This window comes from Rhizobium sp. NLR16a, from assembly GCF_017948245.1.
Classification (GTDB): Bacteria; Pseudomonadota; Alphaproteobacteria; order Rhizobiales; family Rhizobiaceae; genus Rhizobium.
The window spans coordinates 1,023,737-1,049,817 of sequence record NZ_CP072865.1; the positions used below are offsets into that span (position 1 = coordinate 1,023,737).

20 protein-coding genes are annotated in these 26,081 nt (G+C 60.6%); 13 read left to right on the forward strand and 7 right to left on the reverse strand.

Annotated elements, in window-relative coordinates; all coding sequences use genetic code 11:
* Positions 1-144: 144 nt before the first annotated feature.
* Positions 145-612 (reverse strand): chemotaxis protein CheW, encoded by a 468-nt coding sequence (locus J7U39_RS04735; RefSeq protein ID WP_004668786.1) that lies wholly within the window; start codon positions 610-612, stop codon positions 145-147.
* Positions 613-614: 2 nt separating this feature from the next.
* The gene (locus J7U39_RS04740) at positions 615-2,579 is read right to left on the reverse strand and encodes a HAMP domain-containing methyl-accepting chemotaxis protein (protein WP_210630630.1); all 1,965 of its coding nucleotides are present in this window, start codon (positions 2,577-2,579) and stop codon (positions 615-617) included.
* Between the two features lie 387 nt (positions 2,580-2,966).
* Between J7U39_RS04740 and J7U39_RS04745 the strand changes: the two genes are divergently transcribed.
* Both J7U39_RS04745 and J7U39_RS04750 read left to right on the forward strand, forming a co-directional pair.
* Positions 2,967-3,566 carry an SCO family protein gene (locus J7U39_RS04745; RefSeq protein WP_210630631.1) on the forward strand — a complete coding sequence of 200 codons (600 nt, stop codon included), beginning with the start codon at positions 2,967-2,969 and terminating at the stop codon, positions 3,564-3,566.
* A 68-nt stretch (positions 3,567-3,634) separates the two neighbouring features.
* Complete coding sequence (locus tag J7U39_RS04750; protein ID WP_210630632.1) at positions 3,635-4,513, forward strand: 50S ribosomal protein L11 methyltransferase; 879 nt, start codon at positions 3,635-3,637, stop codon at positions 4,511-4,513.
* A 405-nt stretch (positions 4,514-4,918) separates the two neighbouring features.
* On the opposite strand, the gene J7U39_RS04755 is transcribed toward J7U39_RS04750, so the two are convergent.
* Complete coding sequence (locus J7U39_RS04755; RefSeq protein WP_004668779.1) at positions 4,919-5,092, reverse strand: hypothetical protein; 174 nt, start codon at positions 5,090-5,092, stop codon at positions 4,919-4,921.
* 276 nt (positions 5,093-5,368) lie between these two features.
* Here J7U39_RS04755 and J7U39_RS04760 point away from each other — a divergent pair, with 276 nt between their 5' ends.
* Positions 5,369-7,204: an aminopeptidase P family protein gene (locus J7U39_RS04760; RefSeq protein ID WP_210630633.1), complete on the forward strand. Its 1,836-nt coding sequence runs from the start codon at positions 5,369-5,371 to the stop codon at positions 7,202-7,204.
* 64 nt (positions 7,205-7,268) lie between these two features.
* Here the strand turns inward: J7U39_RS04760 and J7U39_RS04765 are convergent, their stop codons facing one another.
* Positions 7,269-7,577 (reverse strand): AzlD family protein, encoded by a 309-nt coding sequence (locus J7U39_RS04765; protein WP_210630634.1) that lies wholly within the window; start codon positions 7,575-7,577, stop codon positions 7,269-7,271.
* Positions 7,578-7,580: 3 nt separating this feature from the next.
* Positions 7,581-8,312, reverse strand: coding sequence for an AzlC family ABC transporter permease (locus tag J7U39_RS04770; protein WP_210630635.1), 732 nt, complete (start codon positions 8,310-8,312; stop codon positions 7,581-7,583).
* Between the two features lie 131 nt (positions 8,313-8,443).
* Here J7U39_RS04770 and J7U39_RS04775 point away from each other — a divergent pair, with 131 nt between their 5' ends.
* Positions 8,444-8,695 (forward strand): DUF2164 domain-containing protein, encoded by a 252-nt coding sequence (locus tag J7U39_RS04775; protein ID WP_210630636.1) that lies wholly within the window; start codon positions 8,444-8,446, stop codon positions 8,693-8,695.
* Between the two features lie 82 nt (positions 8,696-8,777).
* The gene (locus J7U39_RS04780; RefSeq protein WP_210630637.1) at positions 8,778-10,370 is read left to right on the forward strand and encodes a hypothetical protein; all 1,593 of its coding nucleotides are present in this window, start codon (positions 8,778-8,780) and stop codon (positions 10,368-10,370) included.
* A gap of 15 nt (positions 10,371-10,385) precedes the next feature.
* Here the strand turns inward: J7U39_RS04780 and pncA are convergent, their stop codons facing one another.
* Complete coding sequence (gene pncA, locus J7U39_RS04785; RefSeq protein WP_210630638.1) at positions 10,386-11,012, reverse strand: bifunctional nicotinamidase/pyrazinamidase; 627 nt, start codon at positions 11,010-11,012, stop codon at positions 10,386-10,388.
* A 372-nt stretch (positions 11,013-11,384) separates the two neighbouring features.
* On the opposite strand from pncA, the gene J7U39_RS04790 reads away from it, so the two are divergent.
* Entirely contained in the window at positions 11,385-11,732 is a 348-nt protein-coding gene (locus J7U39_RS04790) for a hypothetical protein (RefSeq protein WP_097598119.1), read from the forward strand.
* Positions 11,733-11,759: 27 nt separating this feature from the next.
* Here J7U39_RS04790 and J7U39_RS04795 read toward each other — a convergent pair whose 3' ends face one another.
* On the reverse strand, positions 11,760-14,237 hold the full coding sequence (locus J7U39_RS04795; RefSeq protein ID WP_210630639.1) for a UvrD-helicase domain-containing protein: 2,478 nt from the start codon (positions 14,235-14,237) through the stop codon (positions 11,760-11,762).
* Positions 14,238-14,425: 188 nt separating this feature from the next.
* Here J7U39_RS04795 and J7U39_RS04800 point away from each other — a divergent pair, with 188 nt between their 5' ends.
* The 7 genes from J7U39_RS04800 to J7U39_RS04830 all read left to right on the forward strand — a co-directional run bounded on the left by J7U39_RS04800 (position 14,426) and on the right by J7U39_RS04830 (position 25,877).
* A complete protein-coding gene (locus J7U39_RS04800) occupies positions 14,426-14,902 on the forward strand; it encodes a VOC family protein (RefSeq protein WP_088391641.1) in 477 nt (158 codons plus the stop codon).
* Between the two features lie 403 nt (positions 14,903-15,305).
* Complete coding sequence (locus J7U39_RS04805) at positions 15,306-17,249, forward strand: PrkA family serine protein kinase (RefSeq protein WP_210630640.1); 1,944 nt, start codon at positions 15,306-15,308, stop codon at positions 17,247-17,249.
* A 12-nt stretch (positions 17,250-17,261) separates the two neighbouring features.
* Positions 17,262-18,536, forward strand: coding sequence for a YeaH/YhbH family protein (locus tag J7U39_RS04810; RefSeq protein ID WP_210630641.1), 1,275 nt, complete (start codon positions 17,262-17,264; stop codon positions 18,534-18,536).
* Positions 18,533-20,083, forward strand: a complete 1,551-nt coding sequence (locus tag J7U39_RS04815) for a SpoVR family protein (protein WP_210630642.1) — start codon at positions 18,533-18,535, stop codon at positions 20,081-20,083. Before J7U39_RS04810 ends, J7U39_RS04815 begins: the two co-directional genes overlap by 4 nt.
* Before the next feature lie 208 nt (positions 20,084-20,291).
* Positions 20,292-21,227 (forward strand): adenylate/guanylate cyclase domain-containing protein, encoded by a 936-nt coding sequence (locus J7U39_RS04820; protein WP_210630643.1) that lies wholly within the window; start codon positions 20,292-20,294, stop codon positions 21,225-21,227.
* Positions 21,228-21,516: 289 nt separating this feature from the next.
* Entirely contained in the window at positions 21,517-22,725 is a 1,209-nt protein-coding gene (locus tag J7U39_RS04825) for an efflux RND transporter periplasmic adaptor subunit (RefSeq protein WP_210630644.1), read from the forward strand.
* Entirely contained in the window at positions 22,722-25,877 is a 3,156-nt protein-coding gene (locus J7U39_RS04830; protein ID WP_210630645.1) for an efflux RND transporter permease subunit, read from the forward strand. The genes J7U39_RS04825 and J7U39_RS04830 overlap by 4 nt, the downstream gene beginning before the upstream one ends.
* Positions 25,878-26,081: the final 204 nt, after the last annotated feature.

The following is a 26,081-nucleotide window of genomic DNA, read 5'->3' on the forward strand; positions in this document are numbered from 1 at the left end:
AGACGCTCGGTGGCTGGATCTCTGTGACAAGCACAGGGATGAGGGAGGAGAGGGGCATCAGGTCAATAGGTCAGATCAGTCACGTCTTCCAAAACGAAAAGGCCCGGACGAGCCGAGCCTTCGCAATCTCTCTGGTGATAAATATCAAGCCGCCTGATTCAGCTCGTCGGCGATGACCGTATCGAGGTTCAGGAAGCAGACCATGGTCTTCTCCAGCGCGACGATGCCACGGCAGAAGGCGCGCTGGGCTTCCGGGATGATTTCCGGCGGCGGCTGCAGGTCTTCGCTCTTGATCGTCATCATGTCGGAAACCTGCTCGACCAGCAGACCAACCAGCTTGCCCGCGATGTCAGTGACGATGATCGCCGAACGCTCGGAAGGCTCGGTCATCTTCATGCCGAGGCGGCAGGCCATGTCGATGACCGGGATCACCGCGCCGCGCAGGTTGATGAGGCCGAGAACGTAGGGCGGGGTGTGCGGCATCGGCGTCACCGGCGCCCACCCACGGATTTCGCGGATGGCCATGATGTCGATGCAGAACTCCTGGTCGCCCAGGTGGAACGAAACGATTTCGAGGTAGGCGCCTGACTGCTTGATGGCGTTGTTGTTCATGATCAGAATTCTTCCCAGTTGTCCCCGGCGGGAGCGGCGATGGCTTTGGCGGCGGAACCGCCGTTGAATGCGCCCGCGACTTTGCCTATCAGGCTGCGTGCGGGAGAAGGTCTCGAATGCGAGGCGGCCGTTGCCTCTCGCGGCGTTTGCCGGGCGCTCATGCCCTCGCCGGTCTTGAACTGCTTGACCAACTGCGTCAGGTTTTCGGCATCGATGGCGAGCGTATGGCTTGCGGCGTTCGTCTCTTCCACCATGGCCGCGTTCTTCTGCGTGACCTGATCCATCTGGCTGATCGAAGTATTGATTTCGTTCAATCCAACCGATTGTTCGCGCGCAGAGGTTACGATTGATTTAACATGCTCATCGATGCGCAGAACATCCTCGCCGATCTGGCGAAGCGCTTCACCTGCGGCCGTCACCAGTTCGCCGCCGATCTTCACTTCCTCGCCGGATTTTCCGATCAAGGCCTTGATATCCTTGGCAGCACCCGCAGCACGGCCAGCGAGTTCGCGCACTTCCTGGGCGACAACGGCAAAACCCTTGCCGGCCTCGCCGGCACGCGCTGCCTCGACACCGGCGTTGAGCGCGAGGAGGTTCGTCTGGAACGCGATCTCGTCGATGACGTTGATGATCTTGCCGATCTCGCGGGAGGCGCCCTCGATTCGCTCCATCGCGGCCATCGCATCACCAACGACGATGTCCGACTTCGCTGTATTTTCGCGGGTGTGAGAGACCATGTGGCCCACTTCCTCGGCGCGGTTGGTGGCGTTACGGACGGTGGCGGTGATCTGGTCGAGGGCGGCGGAGGTCTCTTCCAGCGAGGCGGCCTGCTGCTCGGTGCGTTTGGCGAGGTCGTCGGCGGCGGCGCGCATCTGGCGGCTGTTCGCTTCGATCGAGCTGCTGTTGATGGCGATGTCGCTCATCGCTTTGCGCAGCGTCACGGTCGTCTGGTTGAAATCCAGGCGCAAGCGCTCCAGCTCGTCGCGGAACGGCTGGTCGATCGTTACGGTCACATCGCCGCCCGACAGACGGGTGAGGCCGGCGCCGAGAGCGCTGACGGCGGCGTTCAGAGCTTCAGCATCGGCAAGCTTGGCGGCTTCGCGGGCACGGTGCTCGGCATCGCTGCGTTGCCTTTCGGTCTGAGTCTGGGCTTCAAGGTCGCGTTTTTCGATGGCGGCGAGGCGGAAGCTGTCGGCGGCGCGGGCCATTTCGCCGATCTCGTCGCCGCGGTTCTTTTCCTGAACGTCGCTGGCTAGGTCGCCGCTCATGATGCGCTGCATGCTCTGGCGCACGGCGCCGATGCCGCGCCGGATCGAGCCGCCATGGACATATTGCAGGACGCCCATTGTGAGGATGGCCAGGACACCGAGGCCGATCTGCAGGATGAGGGCCTCCCGCGATACGGCATTGGCGAGCTCGACATGTTGTTGGGCGAAAATGGTGCCGTCAGCGGCCAGCTTGTCGAGGGTCGCGGTCAGCTCGTCGCCGGCGCTATCGATCGCGTCGTCGATCTTGTCGAAGTCCGCATCGGGCGCGCCCTGCTGAACCAGCGCGACTAGATCGGTCTGGATGGCCTTACCCATTGCGGCGACGTCGGCGTCGTAACTCTTTAGCAGATTGCCGTCATTCATCTCGTCGGCGAGCAGACGCATTTCCTTCGAGCCGCTGGTAAGGGCGGCGAGGGAGTCGCCGATCAGCTTAAGGCGTGCCGGCTCCACCACCTTGTCATCCTTGTCGACGATGATGTCCATGGCGGCCAGGACCATCGTCAAGTTCGCAACCCGCATGTCATCGATATGATTGACGCTCGTCTGTATTTCGCCGGCGCGACGCAAGCTGGCCTCGACCCGCACATTTTCGTACCAGCCGATGCCGAGCATCGTGCCGAAACCAATGAAGGCCGCGCCGCCGAGCGTCCAGAGCCGCTGGCTGACCGACAGGCTCTTGCGCACTGCTGATTTCGTCATGAAAAGACCTCCCATAAACCGCGCGGGGTTTATCTTTTTCCTACCCTCATGCGGACGTCCGGAGGTTTCGCCACTCGGCAGACTTCATGTCAGAACGGCTCGATCACGCCGCACGCACCGCTAAATATAGACATGACGGTTTAAGCCTTTCCTAATGGTGTTGATCGTGAGATCGTCGGTTCGGGCAGAAGGGAAGTCGTTCAAGCGCAATGCTTTTTTGATGAACGCCAAGTCTGGCAGGCTGACTTTCGGGTGATCGACGGCTGCGGTTCGTGAGACAATTAATCACGGGTCAAAAAACATATTCTTGAATTGCGCGCCTTCGGCCGAGACGATAATCACGCCGACAGGGGCGGGTGGCAAATCCGCCCGATCGAGGATCACGCCATGAAGACATTCCGCATCGCCGTCTGGATCGGTGTTCTGATACTTGCCGGAGTTCTCGGCGCGGTGAGTTATTCCATGAAGTCGCGGGATGTCGTGGCGGAAGCTCCCTTCGGCGTGCCTTTCACGCTGGTTTCTCAAAGCGGCCAGCCGATCACCGAACAGGCGTTGCGCGGCAAGCCGACGGCATTGTTCTTCGGCTTTACCCATTGCCCGGAAGTCTGCCCGACGACGCTTTTCGAGCTGAACGGTTGGATGGAGAAGGTCGATCCCCATGGTGACAAACTGCAGGCCTATTTCGTGACCGTCGATCCGGAACGCGATACGCCCGAGATCATGAACGAGTACGTCTCCAACGTTTCCAAACGCATTACCGGCATTTCAGGCCCGCCCGACAAGATCGCCGAAGTCATCAAGGGGTTCCGCGTCTATGCCAAAAAGGTGCCGGTCGACGAGAAGGATCCAAACGGCGACTATACGATGGATCATACTGCCTCGGTATTCCTGCTCGATTCAGCCGGGCGGTTTGCCGGAACGATCGCCTATGGCGAAAATCCGGACACGGCGGTAAAGAAACTGGAGAATCTCGTCAGTAAGGGATGACGGCTTCAGCGTGATAGGGCGTTGGCTCGACCGGTGGCGGGCAACGGAAACGGGAAAGACCGCCTATCGTGAGTGAAATCCGCCTTTACGTGTCGACCACCGAAAGCGAGGCAGAAGCGATCCTCGACCTCCTGACCCAAGTCCTCGGCGAAGAAGACTTTGCCATCGGCACCACCGAAATCGATGAAAGGAAGGATGTCTGGGAAGCCTCGGTCTATATGATGACCGAGGACGAGTCAGATGTGCGCTCCCGCATCGAGGCGGCGCTGAAGGTTGCTTTTCCCGATGCTCAGCTGTTGCGAGAAGTCATCCCGGATGTCGATTGGGTGGCGAAATCGCTCGAAGGGCTGAAGCCGGTCAGGGCAGGGCGCTTCCTGGTGCATGGCTCGCATGACCGCGACAAGGTCCTCTCCGGCGACATCGCCATCGAGATCGATGCCGGCCAAGCCTTCGGCACCGGCCATCACGGCACAACGGCCGGTTGCTTGGAGATGATCGATGCCGTGGTGCGTTCGCGCCGGGTTCGCAACGCGCTCGATCTCGGCACCGGCAGTGGCGTTCTGGCGATCGCGGTGCGCAAGCTCAAAAATATACCGGTGCTTGCGACCGATATCGATCCGATCGCGACGCGGGTCGCGGCTGAGAACGTACAACGCAACGGCATCGCGTCGGGCATCGTCACGAAGACCGCGCCGGGCTTTCATTCGACGGCTTTCTTGGAGCATGGCCCATTCGACCTTATCATCGCCAATATTCTCGCCCGGCCGTTGATCCGAATGGCGCCAAAGCTCGCTACGTATCTTGCGCCCGGCGGTTCGGTGATTCTTTCGGGCATTCTCGCGTCACAACGGTGGAAGGTGATCGCCGCCTATAGTGGCGCTCGGCTCCGCCATGTCAGGACGATCTGGCGGAACGGTTGGGTGACAATTCATTTCGATCGGCCTTGAGTTTTCGCTACGAAGCTCAAACTCGCCCTGAAACATTTACCGTTGCCAAGGCGCGGCTGCTCGTCACAGGAATCCAGCCACCGCGCGTCTGCGCGGTGAATAGCTTTATGAGCGATTGAAGAGAGTCTCTTGTGCCCAAGGACTTGGGCACGCTGGATTCCTGTGACGAGCACAGGAATGAGGGAGGTGGAGGTTTGCGCGCGCCATGGGAGACAAACTGCTTTTGGCGCTGTCTAAAAACAATAGCTCCCTTCAGACAAAAGAAAAAGGCGGCGCCAGTGGCACCGCCTTAGACCGGCCTATCCGGCCAACGCCCGCGAGCTCGAAGGAGGAGGAGTGCTCAAGCGGGCTCTACTGCATTCCAATGGGCCTGTCCGGGAGGGAGGAGACGAACAGGCTTTAAGCTTAGAACGCGTAGCTGGGTGCGCCCTGGTGGCGCGTGACGCGCTGACCGGCACCGAGCAGCTTGAGGCTGTCCTCGTTCTGCGGGCGGCGGGCGCCGATCACGTGACGCACGGTCTGGCGTTCGCCAGCCTGTACCGGGCTGCTATATGCGAAGCGCGAGAGAGAGGCGGTCATTTCAAAAACCTTTGTTTGCTGTTCATCCGAACTGTTCGATGGCGCCTATATAGCTATTCTGAAATGCGGAGGCAGAGGGTTTTCCTCATGGGAGCCATGCGGCCAATGCATAAAGCGTGCCAAATAAACTCTTGGCGTCATCGTTCTGTCAAAATGACGAGCGTCGGCAGTGACTTCGACTCGTTTCGTCGCTTTTTCTCCCCATCGATTGAAATTTCGCTAACATGGCGCGCATCCCATTAACCGGATTCGTTTCAACCATTCGGATTTCCCAGCATGTTCCAGTCTTTCGAGGTCACCTCCACGCCGCAGTTCGGCAAGGATCGGGTTTCGGCGTTGCGTGCCGGATTCGATGCGCTCGGCATAGATGCCTTCCTCGTGCCGCGCGCCGACGAATTCAACGGCGAATATGTTCCGGCCTGCTCCGAGCGCCTGGCATGGCTGACGGGCTTCACCGGCTCGGCGGGCATTGCGCTGATCCTGCGGACCCAAGCGATCGTCTTCGTCGACGGGCGCTATGTGACGCAACTGGCCGAACAGGTCGACGGCTCGGTGTTCTCGGGTGGTGATCTCGTCAACGAGCCGCCGCATGTCTGGCTTGCCGCAAACGGAAGCAAGGGGCTGAGGCTCGGCATCGATCCCTGGCTGCACGCGGGCGCGGAGGTACGGCGCCTGGAAAAAGCACTGGCGCAGATCGGCGGGACGTTGGTCTTCCTGCCGTACAATCCGCTCGACAGGCTCTGGCACGACCGGCCCGCCGAGCCGCTCGGCGCCGTCACCATCCAGAATGTTGCCCAGGCCGGCGTGCTGGCGAGCGACAAGATTGCGACGATAGCTGCCGATCTTTCGAAGAAAAACCTTGCTGCGGTGCTGATCGCCGATCCCTCGTCGGTTGCCTGGATCTTCAATATCCGCGGCGCCGACGTGCCGCACACGCCGCATCCGCTGGCGCGCGCTATCATTCATGCCGACGGACGGGCCGAACTCTTCCTCGACAAGCGCAAGACAGGCATCGAGCCCGAAGCCTATCTCGGGCAGATCTGCACGCAGCTGCCGCCTTCGGCGCTCGAAGAGAGGCTCGCTGCCGTTTCCAGGGACGGCGGCCGCGTGCTGATCGACGCTGATATCGCCTCTCATGCGCTGGCGGAGATCATCCGCCGGGCTGGCGGTGAAGTGGTGGAGGGCGCCGATCCCGCCAAGCTGCCGCGTGCTGTGAAAAACGACGTCGAAATCAACGGCTCGGCCGCTGCACATCTGCAGGATGGAGCAGCGATGGTGGAATTCCTTTATTGGCTGTCGCAGGAGAAACCAGGCAGCGTAAGCGAGATCGCCGCCGCCGAACATCTGGAGGCGGTGCGCGCCCGTGTCGGCCAAAGCATGCAGAACCCGCTGAAGGACATTTCCTTCGATACGATCTCGGGCGCCGGCGAACATGCAGCGATCATGCATTATCGCGTCACCACCGAGACCAACCGGATGATCGAGGCAGGCGAACTCTTCCTCATCGATTCCGGTGCGCAATATATCAACGGCACGACCGATATTACCCGCACGGTCGGAATCGGCACGGTTTCAGAGGAGCATCGCCGTTTCTTCACGATGGTGCTCAAGGGAATGATCCAGATCAGCACGGCACGTTTCCCGAAGGGTACACGCGGCTGCGACCTCGATCCGCTGGCGCGCATCGCACTGTGGCGGGCAGGCGCCGATTTTGCCCATGGCACAGGCCACGGAGTCGGCTCCTATCTCTCGGTGCATGAGGGACCGCAGCGCATCTCCAGGCTCTCGACGCAGGAGCTGCTGCCCGGCATGATCCTTTCGAACGAACCCGGTTATTATCGGCCGGGCAGCTTCGGCATCCGCATCGAGAACCTGATCTATGTGCGCGGCGCCGAGGAGATTGACGGCGGCGACATGCCGATGCTCGGCTTCGAGACGCTGACCTTCTGCCCGATCGACCGCAGCCTCGTCATTCCCGAGCTTCTGACCCATGATGAGCTGCATTGGTTCAACGACTATCACCGCCGCACATGCGAGGCGCTGATGCCGCTGATCCACGATCACGACGTCAGGGCTTGGCTCGAAAACGCGACGCTGCCGCTCGAATATTAGGCAAGAGGTGGCGGACACTGCTTTCGGGCTGCAAGGTCGCGCATCTTTCAGGCGCAAGGCAGGGCTAGGCGCCGATCGTGTAGCGCCATGCCATCACGACAACCCAGGCGGCAACCAGCATCCATGTATGAGCAATGCGCAGACCGACGATAAGGGCAACGATCAGCGCCAGTTTCGATTCCCAGCCGCCGATGAAGAAGGCAGGTGCGACAAGAGTCGTCAGCACGGCGGCCGGCACGGCATTCAGCGCCGCTTCCACCCGCGGGGGAATGCTCTTCATTCGGGTGATGAGGATATAGCCGCCGATCCGGGTGGCGAAGGTGGCGACTGCAGCGGCGAGGATGACGAGCGCCATGTGGAGATCGAATTCCATGGCTCAGACCTCGTGCACTTCGGATTGAAGGGCGTCGGCTTCGAGATCCGGCACCTCGCGCGGCAGCGGCAGCAGGGCAGCCAGCACGATGCCGGCGGCCGCACCCAGGCTGACATGCCAGGGCGAGCCGACGTAACGGTAGGCGAGCACTGATGCCACCGCGCTGACGAGCGCCACCGGCAGGAAATTGTCGCGCTTGCGGAAACCAACGACAATGCCGAGAAAATAGGCTGGCAACAGGATATCGAGGCCGATCGCCTTGGGATCGCCGATGAAGCCGCCGAGCATGCCGCCGGCGATGCTGATCAGCACCCAGGGGATGTAGATGATGATGCCGAAGCCGAGATACCAGGCGAAGGTGAGCGGCTTGCCGGCTTCGCCGCGCTTGACCGCCGCCGCAAATTGCGGATCGACGAGCAGGAAGAAGGTGAAGAATTTCTGCACCGAGCTGAAATGGCCGATGTAGCGCGCTAAGGCCGCGGAATAGAGCACGTGGCGGAAATTGACGGCAAGGATCGACAGCACGATCAGCCAGGCATGGACATTGTGGCCGAAGAGTTCGATGCCGACCATCTGGCTGGCGCCTGCATAGACCGTGGCGCTCATGAAGGCGGCCTCGGAAAGCGACATGCCGTTTTCAACCGCCAGCGCTCCGAACAGCGCGCCAAAGGGCGCCGATGCCAGTGCAACGGCCGAGCCGCCCCGCAAACCTTCAACAAAGTCGGCGCGATTCATGTGAGTGTCCTGTTGGAAATTCAGGTTTCCCTTATGAGCTATGGTCTTCCGCGACAATTGAATTTCGTTGATTGACCAATCGATTTCGCTGAAGCATCAACGTGGTGATTGCATTTGTCGGAGAGGCAGACGTGCAGAAGATCGAATTTTCCAGGGAAGAAAAGACTGAGATCGTTGCACGCATCCGCGCTTATTTCGACCGCGAACTTGATCCCATCGGCATGCTGCCGGCCGAATTCCTGCTCGATTTTTTTACCGAGGAGATTGGCCCGTACTTCTACAATCGAGGGCTGAGAGATGCCCAGGCTGCCCTACTGAAGAGAATGGAAGACGTGGCCGAAGATATTCATCTTCTTGAGAGAGAGCAGAAATCCAGCGCCTGAAAATCGGGCGGCGGGCCCGCTTAACGCCAAATTATGGCTGCGGCGATACGGTCGGCGCTTTCCTTCACCAGGTTGGTGTCATTTGGCCCTGATTGTCTCTGTTATTGATGAACCTCGATCCGCCAGGCTCGCCAAGGCGATGCTCTTTCTCGCCTGGCTTGCGCTGGCGTCTGCGCTTTGCTGGTCCGAAACGGTATGGCGTGACGAAGTTCGCGCATTGTCACTGGCCCTTCAGGGAGACAATTTCGCCGCCATGCTTCGCCAACTGCGTGGCGAGGGGCATCCTGCCCTGTGGTATATCCTGCTGCGCGCCGCCCATGTCATGATCGGCTCGCCCGTCGTCTTGAAAATCGTCGCACTGACGATTGCGGCCGCCGCCGCCTACCTTCTTGTTTTCCGGTTGAAACTGCCCCTTCCCATCATGCTGCTGTCGCTGTTCAGCAGCTTTTCGATCTTCGATTACGCGGCGATGTCGCGAAATTACGGCATCAGCATGCTGGTGGTCTTCCTTATCGTCCTGAACTGGGGGAAAGGCCGACGCAACGGAATATTGCTCGGCCTGCTGTTCGCCTTGCTGGCCAATACCAACGTCCATTCGGTGGTCCTCGTCGGCGGTTTCCTCGCCCATTGGTTTTTCGATCTGGTTCTGGCGCGGCCAAGACCCCCTTTGAGCGCATATCGGGCCTTTTTGACAGCCGCTGCCATTGCCGCCGTCGGCATTGTTCTCTGCGTCATGACGGTCTATCCGACCTTCAACGATGCGGGGCAGAACGATCTTGCGGGCAAGAATTTCGCTTTGCTTGTCCTTTCGGCGCTTGTCGCCCCCAGTTCCTATTTCATGGCGTTCTACCCCGACCGGATCCTTGCACTGGTCTTGGCTGATCCATTGTTCGCCCGGATATTCGCGTCGCTCATGGCTGTGCTCATCTATGGCAGTCTGTTGGGGCTGGCGAACCGGCGACCGGCGATGTTCGCAGCAGCACTGGTTCTCCTCGGGCTTTCTCTGCTTTTTACGCTGGTTTACCCAGGTAGCTACAGGCATCAGGCGCTGTGGCTGGTCTTCATGATCGCAATCACCGCTTTGACCCTGCCGCCTCGGGCCGGCCTCGCCGATGTTGCCGGCACCGAAGCTGCCGGCGGCATCGTGAAGATCGGGCGCCTGTGCTTCATGATATTGCTCGCGCTGCAGGTCGCTTCCGGCATCGAGAGGGTCCATCAATTCCTTTTCACCGACATGCCGCTCAGCCGAGCCCAGGATCTCGGCTCGTTCATTCAATCCCGTCCTGATCTCAAGGATGCGATCATCATGGCGGATCCCGACTATCTCGTGGAAGCCTTGCCCTATTATGTTTCCAATCGCACCTATCTCCTAAGAGAGGAGCGGTTCGGTGCCATTGTGCACTATACCCGCAATGCGCGGCTTTCTCTCAGCCTTGCCGACATTCTGCAGACGGCGCGGCAGTTGCAGCAGAGCGAGCATGCTCCTGTCGTCGTTCTTCTCTCACAACGGCTTGATCGAATTGCCGCGCCGGTGTCATTGCGCGAAAGTTACAATTGGCTGCTGTCCCTGACGCCAGAGGACATTTCCGCACTCCGGAGCGAGATGACCCTGGTCAAGCGCTTCGGCCCCGTTGCCGGCAGCGATGAGACATTCGATGCCTATTTGTTGAAATAGCCGGCGATCGCAAGCTCATTGGCGCAAGGCATCTGCGCTTTTTATCACAGTGATGCCGTGCGCCCGCATTTCGTCGATGGCGGCGGCAACACCTTCGGGGGTGATGCCGCGGCTTGCGTCCTCGATGAAGCGGACGCGCACCCCAGGCATCATCTCGAGCGCGTCGAGCGCCGAGAACTTGACACAGTAATCGGTCGCCAGCCCGCAGACGTCGAGATCGGTGACACCCTGTTCCTGGAGAAAATTGGAAAGACCGGTCGAAGCATCGCGGTCATTGTCGCGGAATGCCGAATAGCTGTCGATCCTGGGATCCTCGCCCTTCTGCTGGATCAGGTCGATCTCTTCGGATCTCAGTTCCGGATGTAATTCGGCGTCGAGCGTACCCTGGATACAGTGGTCGGGCCACATCATTTGTGGCTTGCCGGACAATTCGCCCATCTCGAAGGGGGTGGCACCCGGATGGGCAGAGGCGAAGCTGCCGTGGCCGGGCGGATGCCAATCCTGGGAGGCGACGATTAGATCATATCTGCCACTGTCGATCAGCCGGTTTGCGACGGGGACCACCTTGTCGCCGTCTGGCACCGGCAGATTGCCGCCCGGACAGAAGCCGTTCTGGATATCGACGAGCAGCAGCGCTTTCATCAAGGCCAATCCCTTCGCGTTATTGCAATGCAAACGCCAAATGCACCGAACACACCAACACACCAGTAGTGGATTTCCCAGCGCGGGCGCGCAAGTGTTAATTCTGGTACCTCCGGTAGTGGCTAGTCGAAAAAGCACACGCTAATGCAACCATTGATATGTGATCGCAGTAACTCTCCTCTCGAAACGGCGGGAAGGCGAAGGTTTTACACTGCGGATCTCCCCGGCCGAGCCTCATTTTCCGGTGTCAGCCTTCATCGGTCTGCCGGCTGAGGTGCTGCAGCGCCTTCTTCGACGGCGACGTCCGCTCGATCTTGCCGGCCGCCGCGATTTCTGTCTTTCTGAGCTCATCAGCAAGTCAAGATTGAAGCCATGTCCGAGCCTCAAGCAGATGAAAAGATCGACGCCACCTTCCGCAACGGGTCGCTGACGGCGACCGGGATCATTCTTGGTTTCTCCCTCAATTTCATCAGTCTTTGGGTGTCCAATCCCAATGACTGGAGCCGCGTCGATCTGCTGCCGATGTCATTTCTGACCGTCGGTATCGCCATTCAGGTGAAGGTGTTTGCGGATCTGCTCGCGCGCGACTCCCTGCTCGCCGCAAAATATGACCGGGCTCGGCGACTGTTCCTGATCGGGCTGTCGATCGTCGCCGTCGGAATGGGCATCGCCCTGCTGAACGATATTCTCGGGCTCAGCAGTATGCGGATGTTCGGATAACGGTTTCCACGCGGTATAACCGCAAAATCACACGCGCTCGACGAACCCGTCCAGCACCCGCTTCTGTCCGGCGCGATCGAAATCGATCGTCAGCTTGTTGCCTTCGATGCCAGTGATGTTGCCATTGCCGAATTTCAGGTGGAAGACGCGGTCGCCGAGGGTGAAGCGCGATGATTCAGAGGACGTGGACTTCGCCACCAGTTCCCCGTCGATCGTGCGTCCCTTCGGGCCGTTTTCGCCATAACCGATGCGTTCGACGGCGTGGCCGGAGCGGGTGCCCCAATTGTCGCGGGTGGCGTCGGTCCTGTTGGCCTGGGCGCGCTTCCAGCCGGGGGTCGAATAGGAGTTGGCGAAGGGTTCGGCTTTGTCGAAGCGGGACTGGCCGTAACCGCCGCGGCCGTAACCGCCGTAGCTCTGTTCCATCTCGGCGACCTCGACATGGGTCTCCGGCAATTCGTCCAGGAAACGCGAGGGCAGGGTCGATTGCCAGAGACCGTGGATGCGGCGGTTGGAGACGAACCAGATGTGGCAGCGACGTTTGGCGCGGGTGATGCCGACATAGGCGAGGCGGCGTTCCTCCTCCAGGCCGGCACGGCCGCTTTCATCGAGCGAGCGCTGGTGCGGAAAAAGGCCTTCCTCCCAGCCGGGCAGGAAAACGGTGTCGAATTCCAGGCCCTTGGCCGAATGCAGCGTCATGATCGAGACGGCGTCGAGGTTCTCGTTGGTGTCGGCATCCATCACAAGGGAGACGTGTTCGAGAAAGCCGCGCATTGACTCGAAGCTTTCCATCGAGCGGATCAGTTCCTTCAGGTTTTCCAAGCGGCCCGGGGCTTCCGCGCTCTTGTCGTTCTTCCACATGTCGGTATAGCCGGACTCTTCGAGGATCTGCTCGGCAAGTTCGGTATGTGGCGTGTTTTCAAGCAGTTCCTGCCATCGGCGGAAAGATTGAATCACGTCGAAGAGGGCTTTTCGCGCCTTCGGCTTCAGCTCGTCCGTCTCGATGATGTCGGCGGCGGCCGCCAGCATCGGGATGTCGCGGGCGCGTGCATAATCGTGCAGCGCGCGCACCGTCGTATCGCCGAGGCCGCGCTTCGGCGTGTTGATGATACGTTCGAAGGCGAGGTCGTCGGCCGGCTGCGCCACCAGGCGGAAATAGGCCAGGGCATCGCGGATTTCGAGGCGCTCATAGAAGCGCGGGCCACCAATGACGCGGTAGTTGAGGCCAAGGGTGACGAAGCGATCTTCGAATTCGCGCATCTGGAAGGAGGCGCGCACGAGGATCGCCATGTCGTTCAGCAGATGCTTGTTGCGCTGGAGTTGCTCGATCTCCTCGCCAATGGCGCGGGCTTCCTCCTCCGAGTCCCAGGAGGCGTGAACCTGGACCTTGACGTCATCTGGGTCGGCGCGATCGGTGAACAACGTCTTGCCCAAGCGGCCTTCATTATGGGCGATCAGATGGGCGGCGGCGCCAAGGATATGTTCGGTCGATCGGTAATTGCGCTCGAGCTTGATCACCTTGGCGCCGGGGAAATCCTTCTCGAAGCGCAGGATATTGTCGACCTCCGCGCCGCGCCAGCCATAGATCGACTGGTCGTCGTCACCGACGCAGCAGACATTCTGCGGCTCACCCTTGGCGCGCTGGGCAAGAAGCCTCAGCCACATGTACTGAGCAGTGTTGGTGTCCTGGTACTCGTCGACAAGGATATAGCGGAAGCGGCCGTGATATTCCTTCAAAAGATCCGGATTCTTGCGGAAGATCGCGATCGGATGCATCAGCAGGTCGCCGAAATCGCAGGCGTTGAGCGTCGACAGGCGCGCCTGATAGGCGAAATAGAGATCGCGGCCGCGGCCATTGGCAAAGGCGCGGGCGTCGCCTTCGGGAATATCGGCCGGTCCGAGGCCCTTGTTCTTCCAGGTGTCGATCATGCCGGCGAACTGCTTTGCCGGCCAGCGCTTGTCGTCGAGGCCTTCGGCCTGGATCAGCTGCTTGATCAGGCGCACGACGTCGTCGGTGTCGAGAATGGTGAAACCGGAGCTCAGGCCGACGAGCTCGCCATGGCGGCGCAGGAGCTTGACGCCGATCGAGTGGAAGGTGCCGAGCCACGGCATGCCTTCGACGGCGCCGCCGACGAGCAGGGCGATGCGCTCCTTCATCTCGCGCGCGGCCTTGTTGGTAAAGGTGACGGCGAGGATCTGTGACGGGAAGGCGCGGCCGGTATTGAGGATATGGGCGATGCGGGTCGTCAGCACGCGCGTCTTTCCCGTGCCGGCGCCGGCGAGCACGAGGACGGGGCCTTCCAGCGTTTCGACGGCTTCGGTCTGTTCCGGGTTCAATCCGGCGAGATAGTCCGGCCGTTTGCCGCCGTCACGGGCCGCCATGGCGCGGGCGGCGATGCCGCCGCCGGCGGCCGGCCTTCCGGCGGTTGCGACAGACGGCTGCGGCTTACGCGCCACATCGCCCGGCTCCTCGTCGAAGAAGGGAATATCGTCGAAACTATTGCTCATGGCGCGTAATGTAGTGATTCGGGAAGGAAAGACCAGAAAAGATGTTCTGCTTTCATTCCCGAGCCACCGCTATTGGGGGGGGTGGGCGGCCAAAAAATCCGATCGCGGCCTGTCGGAACCGGTGCCGACCAGACGTCCTCGAAGCATCGGACAGAAGTCCGGGATACTCGCCAACAAGGAGGCTGTCCATGCCCAAGGTCATTTCAAATCTCTGGTTCGCGGAGCAGGCACGCGAAGCCGTAGAATTCTACGTGTCGATCATTCCGGATTCCAGGATCGGCCGAACCACCATACTTCCGGCGGAAACCCCGAGCGGCCCTCCCGGCAGCGTCGAGCTGATCGAGTTCACGCTTGGCGACCAAGCCTTCCTGGCGATGAAGGCCGGTCCGCTCGACAGCTTCAACCATTCCTTTTCGATAGCGATCCTTCTGGAAAGCCAGGCGGAGATCGATCGGATATGGGATGCCTTCCTCGCCAATGGCGGCACGCCGGAGGCCTGCGGCTGGCTGAAGGACCGCTGGGGCCTTTCCTGGCAGATCGTCCCGCGCGCGCTCTCCGAGATGATCGCCGACGAAGATCGCGAGCGGGCAAGGCGCGTCACCGAAGTCATGCTCGGCATGGTCAAGATCGATGTGGCTGCGCTGGAAAAGGCGTTCAACGGCTGAGAGCCAGGAGGCGCATGAGTAGGATATGCCGGTCGGATGTGACGTTCGCCCGGTTTCATTCTGCGGGCGGCGAACTCGCTGCCCGCTGTCGGAGCCGACTGGCTCTCACCGGCGGGCAATCGCCGATTATTTACGGCTCGAATCACGGGCGCTATTGCATACCTTTTTTACTTCCATGTCACGTCGCTAAATGTGCTGATATCGCGACAAGCCTTTTCTCAACTACAATAAGAAACAGTTTCGTGGAGTAAAAAAATACCGGTGCATGCACGATTTTGTGCATTGCCACAAACGGCCGGTCAGCGTGGAATATACCTACGAAACTATTGATTCTTAGGAACGCCGTGGCCATCTCGATGGTTATACGGCTTAGAGCCTGCGGCATTACCTTAATGGAGGTCCCATGCTGAGTGAATCCGTATTCGATGCGTTCACACGCAGTTATGAATCGCGCCGCGAAAGCGACATGTCGGTGTCGGAATATCTCGATCTCTGCAAAACCGACCCGATCGCCTATGCCAACGCGACCGAGCGTCTGCTCGCTGCCATAGGCGAACCACAGATGGTGGACACCGCCAAGGACGCGCGCCTCGGCAGGATCTTCATGAACAGGACCATCCGGGTTTATCCGGCCTTTGCCGGCTTTCACGGCATGGAAGAGACAATCGAACGCATCGTCTCCTTTTTTCGGCATGCGGCGCAGGGGCTCGAGGAGCGCAAGCAGATTCTTTATCTGCTCGGTCCGGTCGGCGGCGGCAAGTCGTCGCTGGCGGAGCGGCTGAAGCAGTTGATGGAGGTGTATCCGATCTACGTGCTGAAGGCCGGTGACGAGATCAGCCCTGTGTTCGAAAGCCCGCTCAATCTCTTCGATCCCGAGACGATGGGCTCGCTCCTGCAGGAGCAGTACGGGATCCCGCAGCGGCGCCTGAACGGATTGATGAGCCCGTGGTGCCTGAAGCGGCTCGACGATTTCGGCGGCGATATCTCCCGATTCCGCGTCGTCAGGATACAACCCTCGCGATTGCGCCAGATCGCGATTGCCAAGACCGAGCCTGGAGACGAGAACAACCAGGACATCTCCTCTTTGGTCGGCAAGGTGGATATCCGCAAACTGGAAACCTATTCTCAGAACGATCCGGACGCCTACAGCTATTCGGGCGGACTGAACCGTGCCAATCAGGGCGTGCTCGAATTCGTCGAGATGTTCAAGGCGCCGATCAAGATGCTGCACCCGCTGCTGACGGCAACGCAGGAGGGCAATTATATCGGCTCCGAGAATATCGGCGCCATACCTTTCTCCGGCATCGTCCTTGCGCATTCGAACGAGGCGGAATGGCAGACCTTCAAGGCCAACAAGAACAATGAGGCCTTCATCGACCGCATCTGCGTGATCAAAGTGCCCTATTGTCTCAGGGTGACAGAGGAACAGAAGATCTACGAAAAGCTGATCGAGGGATCGGAACTGGTGGATGCACCATGCGCCCCGGCAACGCTCGAAATGCTGGCGCGGTTCTCCGTCCTTTCGCGCCTGCGCAAGCACGAGAATTCGACCTTCTTCTCGAAGATGCGCACCTATGACGGGGAGAGCCTGAAGGAAAGCGATCCACGCGCCCGCAGCGTCCAGGAATACCGGGATGCTGCCGGGATCGACGAAGGCATGGACGGGATATCGACCCGTTTCGCCTTCAAAGTGCTCGCCTCCACCTTCAATCACGACACCACGGATATCGGCGCCGATCCCGTCCATCTGATGTATGTGCTGGAACAGGCGATCCGTCGCGAGCAGTTTCCCGACGATGTCGAGAAGCGTTATCTGGAATTCATCAAGGCCGATCTTGCGCCACGCTACGCAGAGTTCATTGGCAACGAGATTCAGAAGGCTTATCTTGAATCCTATGCGGACTACGGACAGAATCTGTTCGACCGCTATGTAGATTATGCCGATGCCTGGATCGAAGATGTGGACTTCAAGGATCCCGATACCGGTCAGCTTCTCGACCGCGAGCTCCTCAACCAGGAGCTAACGAAGATCGAAAAGCCGGCGGGGATCGCCAATCCAAAGGACTTCCGCAACGAAATTGTCAAGTTCTCTCTGAGATCGCGGGCAGCCAACGGCGGAAAAAATCCGTCATGGACGAGCTACGAGAAAATCCGGGAAGTCATCGAGAAGCGTATGTTCTCGCAGGTCGAAGATCTCTTGCCGGTCATTTCCTTCGGATCGAAGAAGGATTCGGAAACAGAAAAGAAGCATAGCGAATTCGTCTCGCGCATGGCCGCGCGAGGTTACACGGAACGGCAGGTTCGGCGCCTCGTCGAATGGTACATGCGCGTCAAACAGGCAAGTTAATGCGGAGCCATTATGCACATTGTCGACCGGCGGCTAAATCCGCGCGGTAAAAGTCTGGAAAATCGTCAGCGGTTCCTTCGACGCATGAAGGGAGCCGTGCAGCAGGCGGTGAAACGTTCGCTGCAAAATCGAAACATTCGAGACGTGCTCGACGGTGGGGAGATCAGCCTGCCGATCGATGGAATGGCCGAACCAAGCTTTCGACGGGGCGAAGGCGGCATCGCCGATCACATCCTGCCCGGGAACCGGGCTTTCGTCGAAGGGGACATCATTCCGCGGCCGCCGGGTGGAAAGGGCGGAAAACCAAAAGATGCAGGCGAAGGCGACGGTGAGGACGGCTTCCGCTTCGTGCTGACGCGGGAGGAATTCCTCGATGTGTTCCTCGATGATCTTGAATTGCCAGACCTTGCCAAGCGGCGTCTAGCCGAAACGGAGGAAGAAACTCCGTTTCGGGCCGGTTATTCCGTATCGGGATCCCCCGCCAACATTGCCGTCGGTCGCACCACGAAGCTGGCGATGATGCGCCGCGTTGCGCTTGGCCGCCCGCGCCGCGAAGAAATCGAAGCCCTGCAGCGGCAGATCGAGGAATGCGAGGACGACGAGACCCGCGTGACGCTTGAGGCAAAACTCAAATCCCTGACGGAAAAAAGCCGGCGCATTCCCTATATCGATCCGCTCGACGTGCGTTATCGCCGCTTCGAAAACGAGCCGAAGCCTGTCGCCAAAGCGGTGATGTTCTGCCTGATGGACGTCTCGGGCTCCATGTCGGAGCACATGAAGGACCTTGCCAAGCGGTTCTACCTGCTGCTCTACCTTTTCCTGTCGAAACGCTACAAGAAAGTGGAAATCGTCTTCATCCGCCATACTGACAGGGCAGAGGAGGTCGACGAAGAAACCTTCTTCTACGGTCCTGCGACGGGCGGCACGCTGGTGTCGAGCGCGCTTGCCGCCATGCGGGCGATCATCGCGGCGCGTTTCGATCCGGCGGAGTGGAATATCTATGGCGCCCAAGCCTCGGACGGCGACAACGCCCATTCGGACGGAAATCTGACCGGGCAGCTGCTGCGCGAGATTTTGCCGCTGTGCCAGTATTTCGCCTATATCGAAGTCGGCGAGGAAGGCGGCGATTCTTCAGTCTCGCGGTCGCCCCTCTGGATGCTCTATGACGGGATCCGTTCCGAACCGCTGCCGCTTTCGATGCGCAAGGTCTGCCGGCGAAGCGAAATATTCCCTGTTTTCCACGATCTCTTCCAGAAACGTGAGGCACAGTCGAAGGTGACGCCATGACCATGACGGTGAGGCCAAGAGAGCGGCTCTTATTCGAGGGAGCCGACTGGGACTTTGCAACGCTGCAGCGCATCCATGATGCGTGCGAGGAGATCGCGCTCGGCGAGCTCGGTCTCGATGTCTATCCGAACCAGATCGAAGTCATCACCTCGGAGCAGATGCTGGATGCCTATTCCTCGACCGGCATGCCGCTGTTTTACCGCCATTGGTCCTTCGGAAAACACTTTGCGCATCATGAAACCTTCTACCGCCGCGGGATGCGCGACCTTGCCTATGAGATCGTCATCAACAGTTCTCCCTGCATCTCCTATCTGATGGAGGAAAACACGGCGACGATGCAGACGCTCGTCATCGCCCATGCGGCCTTCGGCCACAATCACTTCTTCAAGAACAATTATCTCTTCAAGCTCTGGACCGATGCCGAGGGAATTCTCGATTACCTTGATTTCGCCAAGGGTTATATCACCCGCTGCGAAGAGCGTTACGGCGAGACGGCCGTCGAAAGAACGCTCGATGCGGCGCATGCGCTGATGTCGCATGGGGTGCATCGATATGCCGGCAAGACCACAATCGACCTTCGCCAGGAGGAGAAGCGGCAGCAGGAGCGTCGCGCCCACGAAGAGCAGATGTTCAACGACCTGTGGCGCACGGTTCCCGTCGGCAAGGCGAAGAAGGCGGGTGACATCGGCTTGGAGAAGCGCCGTGCCGCGCTCGGTCTCCCGCAGGATAACATCCTCTATTTTCTTGAGAAATCCGCGCCCCGGCTGCAGCCGTGGCAGCGCGAGATCCTTCGCATCGTCCGCCACGTCGCGCAATATTTCCACCCCCAGCGGCAGACTAAGGTGATGAATGAGGGAACCGCCACCTTTGTCCATTACCAGATCATGAACCGGCTTCACGAGCGGGGGCAGATCAGCGACGGGAACTTCCTCGAATTCCTGAAGTCCCACGCCAATGTCGTCTTCCAGCCAAACTACGACGATCGGCGGTTCTCGGGCTTCAATCCCTATGCGCTTGGTTTTGCGATGATGCAGGACATCGAGAGGGTCGTCACGAAGCCGACGGAAGAGGACCGGGCATGGTTTCCCGATATTGCGGGACGAGGCGACGCGATGGGGGTCCTGCGCGACGTTTGGGCAAATTATCGGGACGAAAGTTTCATCAGTCAGTTCCTGAGCCCGAACCTGATCCGGCGGTTGCGGCTGTTCCATCTCTACGACGACCCGGAACAGACCGAAGGTGTGCTGGTCTCGGCAATTCACAATGAGCGTGGCTATCTGCGCATCCGCCGCCAGCTCTCCCGCGAATACGATATCGGCTGGACCGATCCGGCAATCGATATCGTCGATGTCGATCTCGCCGGCGACCGGCGACTGCTGCTGCAGCATATCGTCATGAACGGCTGCTATCTGCAGGAAGGTGACACGAAGCTCGTTCTTCAACATCTCGCCGATCTCTGGGGCTACGATGTGTTGCTTCAGGAAATCGACGGTTCGAGCACCGTGGCGAAAGAACATACGGCGAGTCCGCGCAAGATCGTTCAATGATCTGGGTTTCTTGCGGCGCGCCGGGCTAACGCGCGTCGTGCGCGTCCATCCATTCGTCCGCATCCGGCGGCGATCTGCAATTATCGATGGCAACAAACACAAAGGCTGCGTAATTTACCGCCGCTGCAATCGTTCATATTGGTCTCCACTCAACCCAATTCCACCTTGCAGCGACCTTTCGGGGCCGATAGCGCAAAGGCGAGTGACCATGAGCGAAACCCGGCGGAAGCTGACGACGATCTTCTGTGCTGACGTGCAGGACTATACGCGGCTGATGGGAGCCGACGAGGAGGGGACGCTCGCGACGCTGAAGCGCTGCCGCGAGGCGATGGCACACCTCATCGAAAGCCATGGCGGCCGTGTCGTCAACACCTGGGGCGACGGGTTGATCGCCGAGTTTCCGAGCGTGGTCGAGGCGGTGCGCGCCGCCGTCGATACGCAGAACGAACTTGCCGGCTTCAATGCCCGCCGCCCAAGCGACGGGCGCATGCTCTTCCGCATCGGCATCAATCTCGGCGACGTGATCGTCGAGGGCGATGACATCTATGGCGACGGTGTCAATATCGCCGCGCGGCTGCAGGCCTCGGCCGCCCCCGGCGGCATCGTGATATCGAGCACCGTCTACGACCAGGTGCGCAACAAGGTGGCGGTCGGTTTCGAGTTTCTCGGGCCGCTGATGGTGAAGAACGTCGAAGAGGGCGTGCCGAGCTATGCGGTGAGAATCGGCGACGGAAGCGACGAGGCCCCGCCTGCCGAACGACCCGTCGCCGCCCGGCCGCAGCCAGCGGCCGCCGCCCGGCCGCAGCCAGCGGCCGCCGTCATGACCGAGGCAAGGCCGGCGCCTGGCGGACGGAAGCTGTTTGCCGTGCTCGGCGTCATCGCCGTCATGCTGATCGCCATCAATCTCCTGTCGTGGAAGGGCGTTTTCTGGGCGCGGTTTCCCGTGCTGGCGCTTGCCGTGGTGGCGGCGCTTGCCTGGAATCGCGGCCAGACCTGGTTCGATCGCAAGTTTGCCACGCTCGCGATCGTCGCGCTCGGCATCATCGGCATCAACCTCTTCACCTGGAGCGGGACCTTCTGGGCGGTGTGGCCGATACTGGGGATCGCAGCGACGATCGGCCTGCGGTGGTCGATGCGCCGATAGACATTGCTCTTCACTGGTTTTGCTGGATATCCCGTACCGACAGAGACGGCGAGAAGACGTTTGCGAGCTTCGTTCAAGCAAAAGTGAGCGGCCGGATAATTTCCAATCTTTGCTGATATTACAAATCGGTAATGCCGGGTGCTTATGCTTGCCGTTAAGCTGCAAAAGCGCGATATTGTCGCACCAGCCGGGAATCTCGATCCCTGGGGATTAGATCTCCGGGATGCCGATCGCGCAGCGCCTCTTTCGACCGACCCTGGTCCAACCTCGAGTCCCTCCGGAGACGTGAATGGCCTTTTGGAAGCAGTTTGTACTTTCGCTCATCGTCATCATTGCCGGTTTTGCCGCGTGGGTTTTCCTTGCGCCCGGCGCCGGCGATAAGATGCGCGATGCAGGCATTCCGGATAGCCTCGTTTCCATGATCGCGCCTAAAGCTCCTGAAACAGCTGATGCCGGTGCTTCCGCCGGGGGTCAGGGGCAACGGGGCCAAGGGCCGGGACAGGGACAGAACCACCGCAGCGGCGGCGGGCGCAACAGCGCCATTCTCGTCGCGACGCAGGCCGTCGTTCAAGGCGTCGTCAACGACCGGCTGAACGCCATCGGCACGGGGGATGCGATCCGCTCGGTCGCGGTTACGCCGCAGGCCACGGGCACGATCCGCGAAATCCTCATCAAGTCGGGCGACAGGGTGAAGGCGGGGCAGGTTCTCGCCAAGCTGGACAGCGAGGAGCAGGTGATCGCCCGTGGCCAGGCGGATGTGGCGGTGAAAGCCGCCGTCGAGAAGTCCAATCTCTACCACAACATCAAATCCAGCGTGTCGCGCATGGACGTCTTCGATTCCGAGATCGCCGAGCAGGGCGCGCGGCTGCAGCTGCAGGCCGCCGAGCTCAATCTCGCCCGGCGCAACATCACGGCGCCGATTGACGGCATCGTCGGCATCGTGCCGGTCAATATCGGCGATAATGTCACGACATCAACGCCGATCGTCACATTGGACGACCGATCGGAAATCCTCGTCGACTTTTGGGTGCCGGAGCGTTTTTCCAATACGGTTGCAGTCGGCCAGCCGGTGGAGGCGATGTCGGTGGCAAAGCCTGGGCAGGTGTTTTCGGGCGTGATAGAGGCGATCGACAACCGTATCGACGCGGCAAGCCGCACGCTGCGCCTGCGCGCCCGGATCGACAACTCTTCCGACGAGCTGCGCGCCGGCATGTCCTTCAGCGTCAGCATGAAATTTCCCGGCGACAAATACCCGGCGGTCGATCCGCAATCCGTGCAGTGGGATTCGCAAGGATCTTTCGTGTGGCAGGTGACGGACGACAAGTCGCACAAGGTGCGGGTGAGAATCGTGCAGCGCAATCCCGACTTCATTCTCGTCAAGGCCGATCTCAAGGACGGCGATAAGATCGTGACGCAGGGCCTGCAGCGCGTGCGTGAGGGCGGCGCGGTCCGTGTTTCCGCCGATATCGCCGCGAGCGGGGAGGTCGCGACCCAATGAGCGTGACCGAGATGCCTCAGGACCGAGCGTCGGGCAAGCAGAGCTTCACCGCGCTTTTCGTTCGCCGGCCGATCCTGGCGCTGGTGTTCAACACGCTAATGGTCGTCGCCGGCCTTGCAGCCTATGTCGGCGTCGAAGTGCGAGAGCTGCCGGATGTCGACCGTCCCGTCGTCACGGTACGCACCACCTTCGACGGCGCTTCGCCGCAGACGATTGACCAGGAACTGACCAAGGTGATCGAAGGCGCCGCCGCCCGCGTCAGCGGCCTGAAATCGATCTCGTCTACTTCTTCGTTCGGCCAGAGCCGGGTAACGCTCGAATTCTCCGATGCGATTGATCTCGCGGTCGCCGCCAACGACGTGCGCGATGCAATCGGCCGCATCACCCAGAACCTGCCCGACGAGGCGGATGCGCCGCAGATCGTCAAAGCGGATTCAGATTCCTCGGCGATCATGCGCCTTGCCGTCACCTCGACCAAGCTCAACATGGACGACCTGACGCAACTGGTCGAGAACGAGGTGATCGATCGCCTCGCCTCCGTCGACGGCGTCGCCGATGTCGAGGAATATGGCGAACAGGAAAAGGTCTTCCGCGTCGATGTCGATCAGGGAGCGCTTGCCAGCCGCGGGCTGACGATCGGCGACATGACGAAGGCGCTGGACAATGCCGCGCTCGACGTTCCCGCCGGCTCGCTGAAGAGCACGACGCAGGATATCGTCGTGCGCGCTACCGCCAACCTGCAGACGCCGGCGGATTTTTCCAATGTTATGCTGCAGGACCGCGTCCGGTTGGGCGACGTGGCGACCGTGACGCTCGGGCCCCGCGACGGCGATACGGCGCTGCGTTCGAACGGCAAGCCGGGCATCGGCCTTGGCATCATCCGCCAGGCGCAGTCGAATACGCTGAATATCTCGACCGGCATCAAGGCTGCCGTCGAGCAGCTGTCGAAGACGCTGCCTGAGGGAACGACGATCGCTATCACCAGCGACGACGCCGTCTTCATCCAGGGCGCAATCCATGAGGTGGTGCTGGCACTGGTGCTCGCCGCCGTCATCGTCACCGCCGTCATCTATCTCTTCCTGCGCGACTGGCGGGCGACGCTGATCCCGGCCGTCAGCATGCCGGTGGCGCTGATCGGGACTCTGGCCGCGATCTACATCGTCGGATTCTCGATCAACATCCTGACGCTGCTCGCCATCGTGCTCGCCACCGGCCTCGTCGTCGACGACGCGATCGTGGTGCTCGAAAACATCGTGCGCCGGCGCGCCGAGGGCATGGGGCCGCGTGCGGCCGCCGTGCTCGGCACGCGCGAGGTATTCTTCGCCGTTATCGCCACGACGGCGACGCTCGCGGCCGTCTTCATCCCGCTCTCCTTCCTGCCAGGGCAGGTCGGCGGTCTCTTCCGCGAATTCGGCTTCGTGCTCGCCTTCTCGGTCGGACTGTCGTCGATCGTGGCGCTGACATTGTGCCCGATGCTTGCCTCGCGCATGTTGACGAAGCCGATGATTGAAGATCACGGCGCCCTCGGCCGTTTCGGCGGCGCGCTCGCCCGTTGCTATAAATGGGCGCTGCACGGATGCCTCAATGCGCCCTTCGTCGTTATCCTGGTCTCGATGATTTTTGCCGGCGCGGCACTCATCGCCTTCTCGACGGTCAAGAGTGAACTGACCCCGGAAGAGGACCGGTCGCTGGTGATGATGCGGCTGACGACGCCGCAGGGATCGAGCCTGGAGTATACCCGAGACAAGATGCAGCTCGTCGAGGAATATCTGCAGCCGCTGGTCGACAGCGGTGACATCCGCAATGTCTTCTCGATCTCCGGTCAGGGCGGCTCGCTGAACAGCGGCTTCATGGTGCTGACGCTTGCCCCTTGGGGAGAGCGGCAGAGGACGCAGGCGGAGATCGTCGGCGACATCAACCAGGCGGCGGCGAAGGTGCCGGCGCTGCGCGGCAACGCCATTTCCTCCAACAGCCTGCGCATCCGCGGCGCCGGCAGCGGCGTGCAAATGGCGCTTGTTGGTAACGATCACGAGGCGCTGACGGCGGCGGCCGCCAAGCTGGTGCAGGCGCTCGATGCCACCGGCCAATACGATACGCCGCGGCTGACCAACGAGCCCAGCCAGGCGCAGGTATCGGTGGCGATCGACCGCGAGCGCGCGTCCGATCTCGGCATCGACATATCAGGGCTTTCGACGGCGATCCAGTCGCTGCTCGAAGGGCGCTCGGTGGTCGACGTCTTCGTCGACGGCGAATCCTATCCCGTGCTTTTGACTTCGACGACGCGGCCGATCGATGATCCCACGGATCTCGAAAACGTGTTCATGAAAACCAGCGACGGCAAGATCGTGCCGATGTCCGTCATTGCCACGATGAAGGAAGGTTCGGTCGCGCCGCAGCTGAACCGCGAGCAGCAGCTCGCCTCGGTCGCGATCACCGCCGGCCTCAGGAACGGCATGTCGCTCGGCGATGCAGTCAGACAGGTGACGGAACTTGCGGAACCCCTGCTGCCGCCCGGCGCGCGTCTACTGCCGCTTGCGGAAGCCGCGACGCTGGAAGAGAATTCGAGCGGCATGGCGCTGACCTTCGGCTTTGCCATCGTCATCATCTTCCTGGTTCTCGCCGCCCAGTTCGAAAGCGTGCTCTCCTCGGTGATCATCATGTCGACCGTGCCGCTCGGCCTTGCCTGCGCCGTCTTCGCTTTGATCATCACCGGCTCCAGCCTGAATATCTACAGCCAGATCGGCCTGGTGCTGCTCGTCGGCGTGATGGCGAAGAACGGCATCCTGATCGTCGAATTCGCCAATCAGCTGCGCGACAGGGGCGAGGACGTGCGCTCCTCGATCGAAAAGGCCTGCGCGCTGCGCCTTCGCCCGGTGATGATGACGATGATCGCCACCATTCTCGGCGGCGTGCCGCTGGTCTTTGCCCATGGCGCGGGTGCGGAAGCGCGCGTGGCGCTCGGCTGGGTGATCGTCGGCGGCCTCGGTTTCGCCACGTTGGTGACGCTGTTCATCACACCGGTCGCCTATCTCCTGCTTGCCCGCTTCGCCAAGCCGCATGCGCATGAGGAGGCGCGCCTGCACGAGGAGATGTCGGTCGCGACAAGGCCGCTTGCGGCACCCGGCGAGGAGCAGCTGCAGGCCGCCGAATAAGCCTTCCATCCGCATTGAACACGCCGCCGGATTGCCTTCGGCGGCGTTTCTTATGGTGTATGAAGTCTTGCGGAACAAGATAAATTTCCTCTGAAGATTAGCCGTTTTTTAAGCATAAGCGGCAATGATCGTGGCCAGGAACCGTGGCCTTCTTCGTTTCTTGAAGGCAATGCGCTGGAGACCCAGCGACCCCGGACATGAGTG

What these genes read in the sequence shown, in the direction of transcription:
- J7U39_RS04810 (WP_210630641.1), top strand. Translation starts at nt 17,262, where the DNA reads ATGCACATTGTCGACCGGCGGCTAAATCCGCGCGGTAAAAGTCTGGAA.
- J7U39_RS04765 (WP_210630634.1), bottom strand. Translation starts at nt 7,577, where the DNA reads ATGGAATTCGATCTCCACATGGCGCTCGTCATCCTCGCCGCTGCAGTC.
- J7U39_RS04760 (WP_210630633.1), top strand. Translation starts at nt 5,369, where the DNA reads ATGTTCCAGTCTTTCGAGGTCACCTCCACGCCGCAGTTCGGCAAGGAT.
- J7U39_RS04820 (WP_210630643.1), top strand. Translation starts at nt 20,292, where the DNA reads ATGAGCGAAACCCGGCGGAAGCTGACGACGATCTTCTGTGCTGACGTG.
- J7U39_RS04825 (WP_210630644.1), top strand. Translation starts at nt 21,517, where the DNA reads ATGGCCTTTTGGAAGCAGTTTGTACTTTCGCTCATCGTCATCATTGCC.
- pncA (WP_210630638.1), bottom strand. Translation starts at nt 11,012, where the DNA reads ATGAAAGCGCTGCTGCTCGTCGATATCCAGAACGGCTTCTGTCCGGGC.
- J7U39_RS04830 (WP_210630645.1), top strand. Translation starts at nt 22,722, where the DNA reads ATGAGCGTGACCGAGATGCCTCAGGACCGAGCGTCGGGCAAGCAGAGC.
- J7U39_RS04795 (WP_210630639.1), bottom strand. Translation starts at nt 14,237, where the DNA reads ATGAGCAATAGTTTCGACGATATTCCCTTCTTCGACGAGGAGCCGGGC.
- J7U39_RS04800 (WP_088391641.1), top strand. Translation starts at nt 14,426, where the DNA reads ATGCCCAAGGTCATTTCAAATCTCTGGTTCGCGGAGCAGGCACGCGAA.
- J7U39_RS04805 (WP_210630640.1), top strand. Translation starts at nt 15,306, where the DNA reads ATGCTGAGTGAATCCGTATTCGATGCGTTCACACGCAGTTATGAATCG.
- J7U39_RS04770 (WP_210630635.1), bottom strand. Translation starts at nt 8,312, where the DNA reads ATGAATCGCGCCGACTTTGTTGAAGGTTTGCGGGGCGGCTCGGCCGTT.
- J7U39_RS04790 (WP_097598119.1), top strand. Translation starts at nt 11,385, where the DNA reads ATGTCCGAGCCTCAAGCAGATGAAAAGATCGACGCCACCTTCCGCAAC.
- J7U39_RS04735 (WP_004668786.1), bottom strand. Translation starts at nt 612, where the DNA reads ATGAACAACAACGCCATCAAGCAGTCAGGCGCCTACCTCGAAATCGTT.
- J7U39_RS04740 (WP_210630630.1), bottom strand. Translation starts at nt 2,579, where the DNA reads ATGACGAAATCAGCAGTGCGCAAGAGCCTGTCGGTCAGCCAGCGGCTC.
- J7U39_RS04755 (WP_004668779.1), bottom strand. Translation starts at nt 5,092, where the DNA reads ATGACCGCCTCTCTCTCGCGCTTCGCATATAGCAGCCCGGTACAGGCT.
- J7U39_RS04745 (WP_210630631.1), top strand. Translation starts at nt 2,967, where the DNA reads ATGAAGACATTCCGCATCGCCGTCTGGATCGGTGTTCTGATACTTGCC.
- J7U39_RS04815 (WP_210630642.1), top strand. Translation starts at nt 18,533, where the DNA reads ATGACCATGACGGTGAGGCCAAGAGAGCGGCTCTTATTCGAGGGAGCC.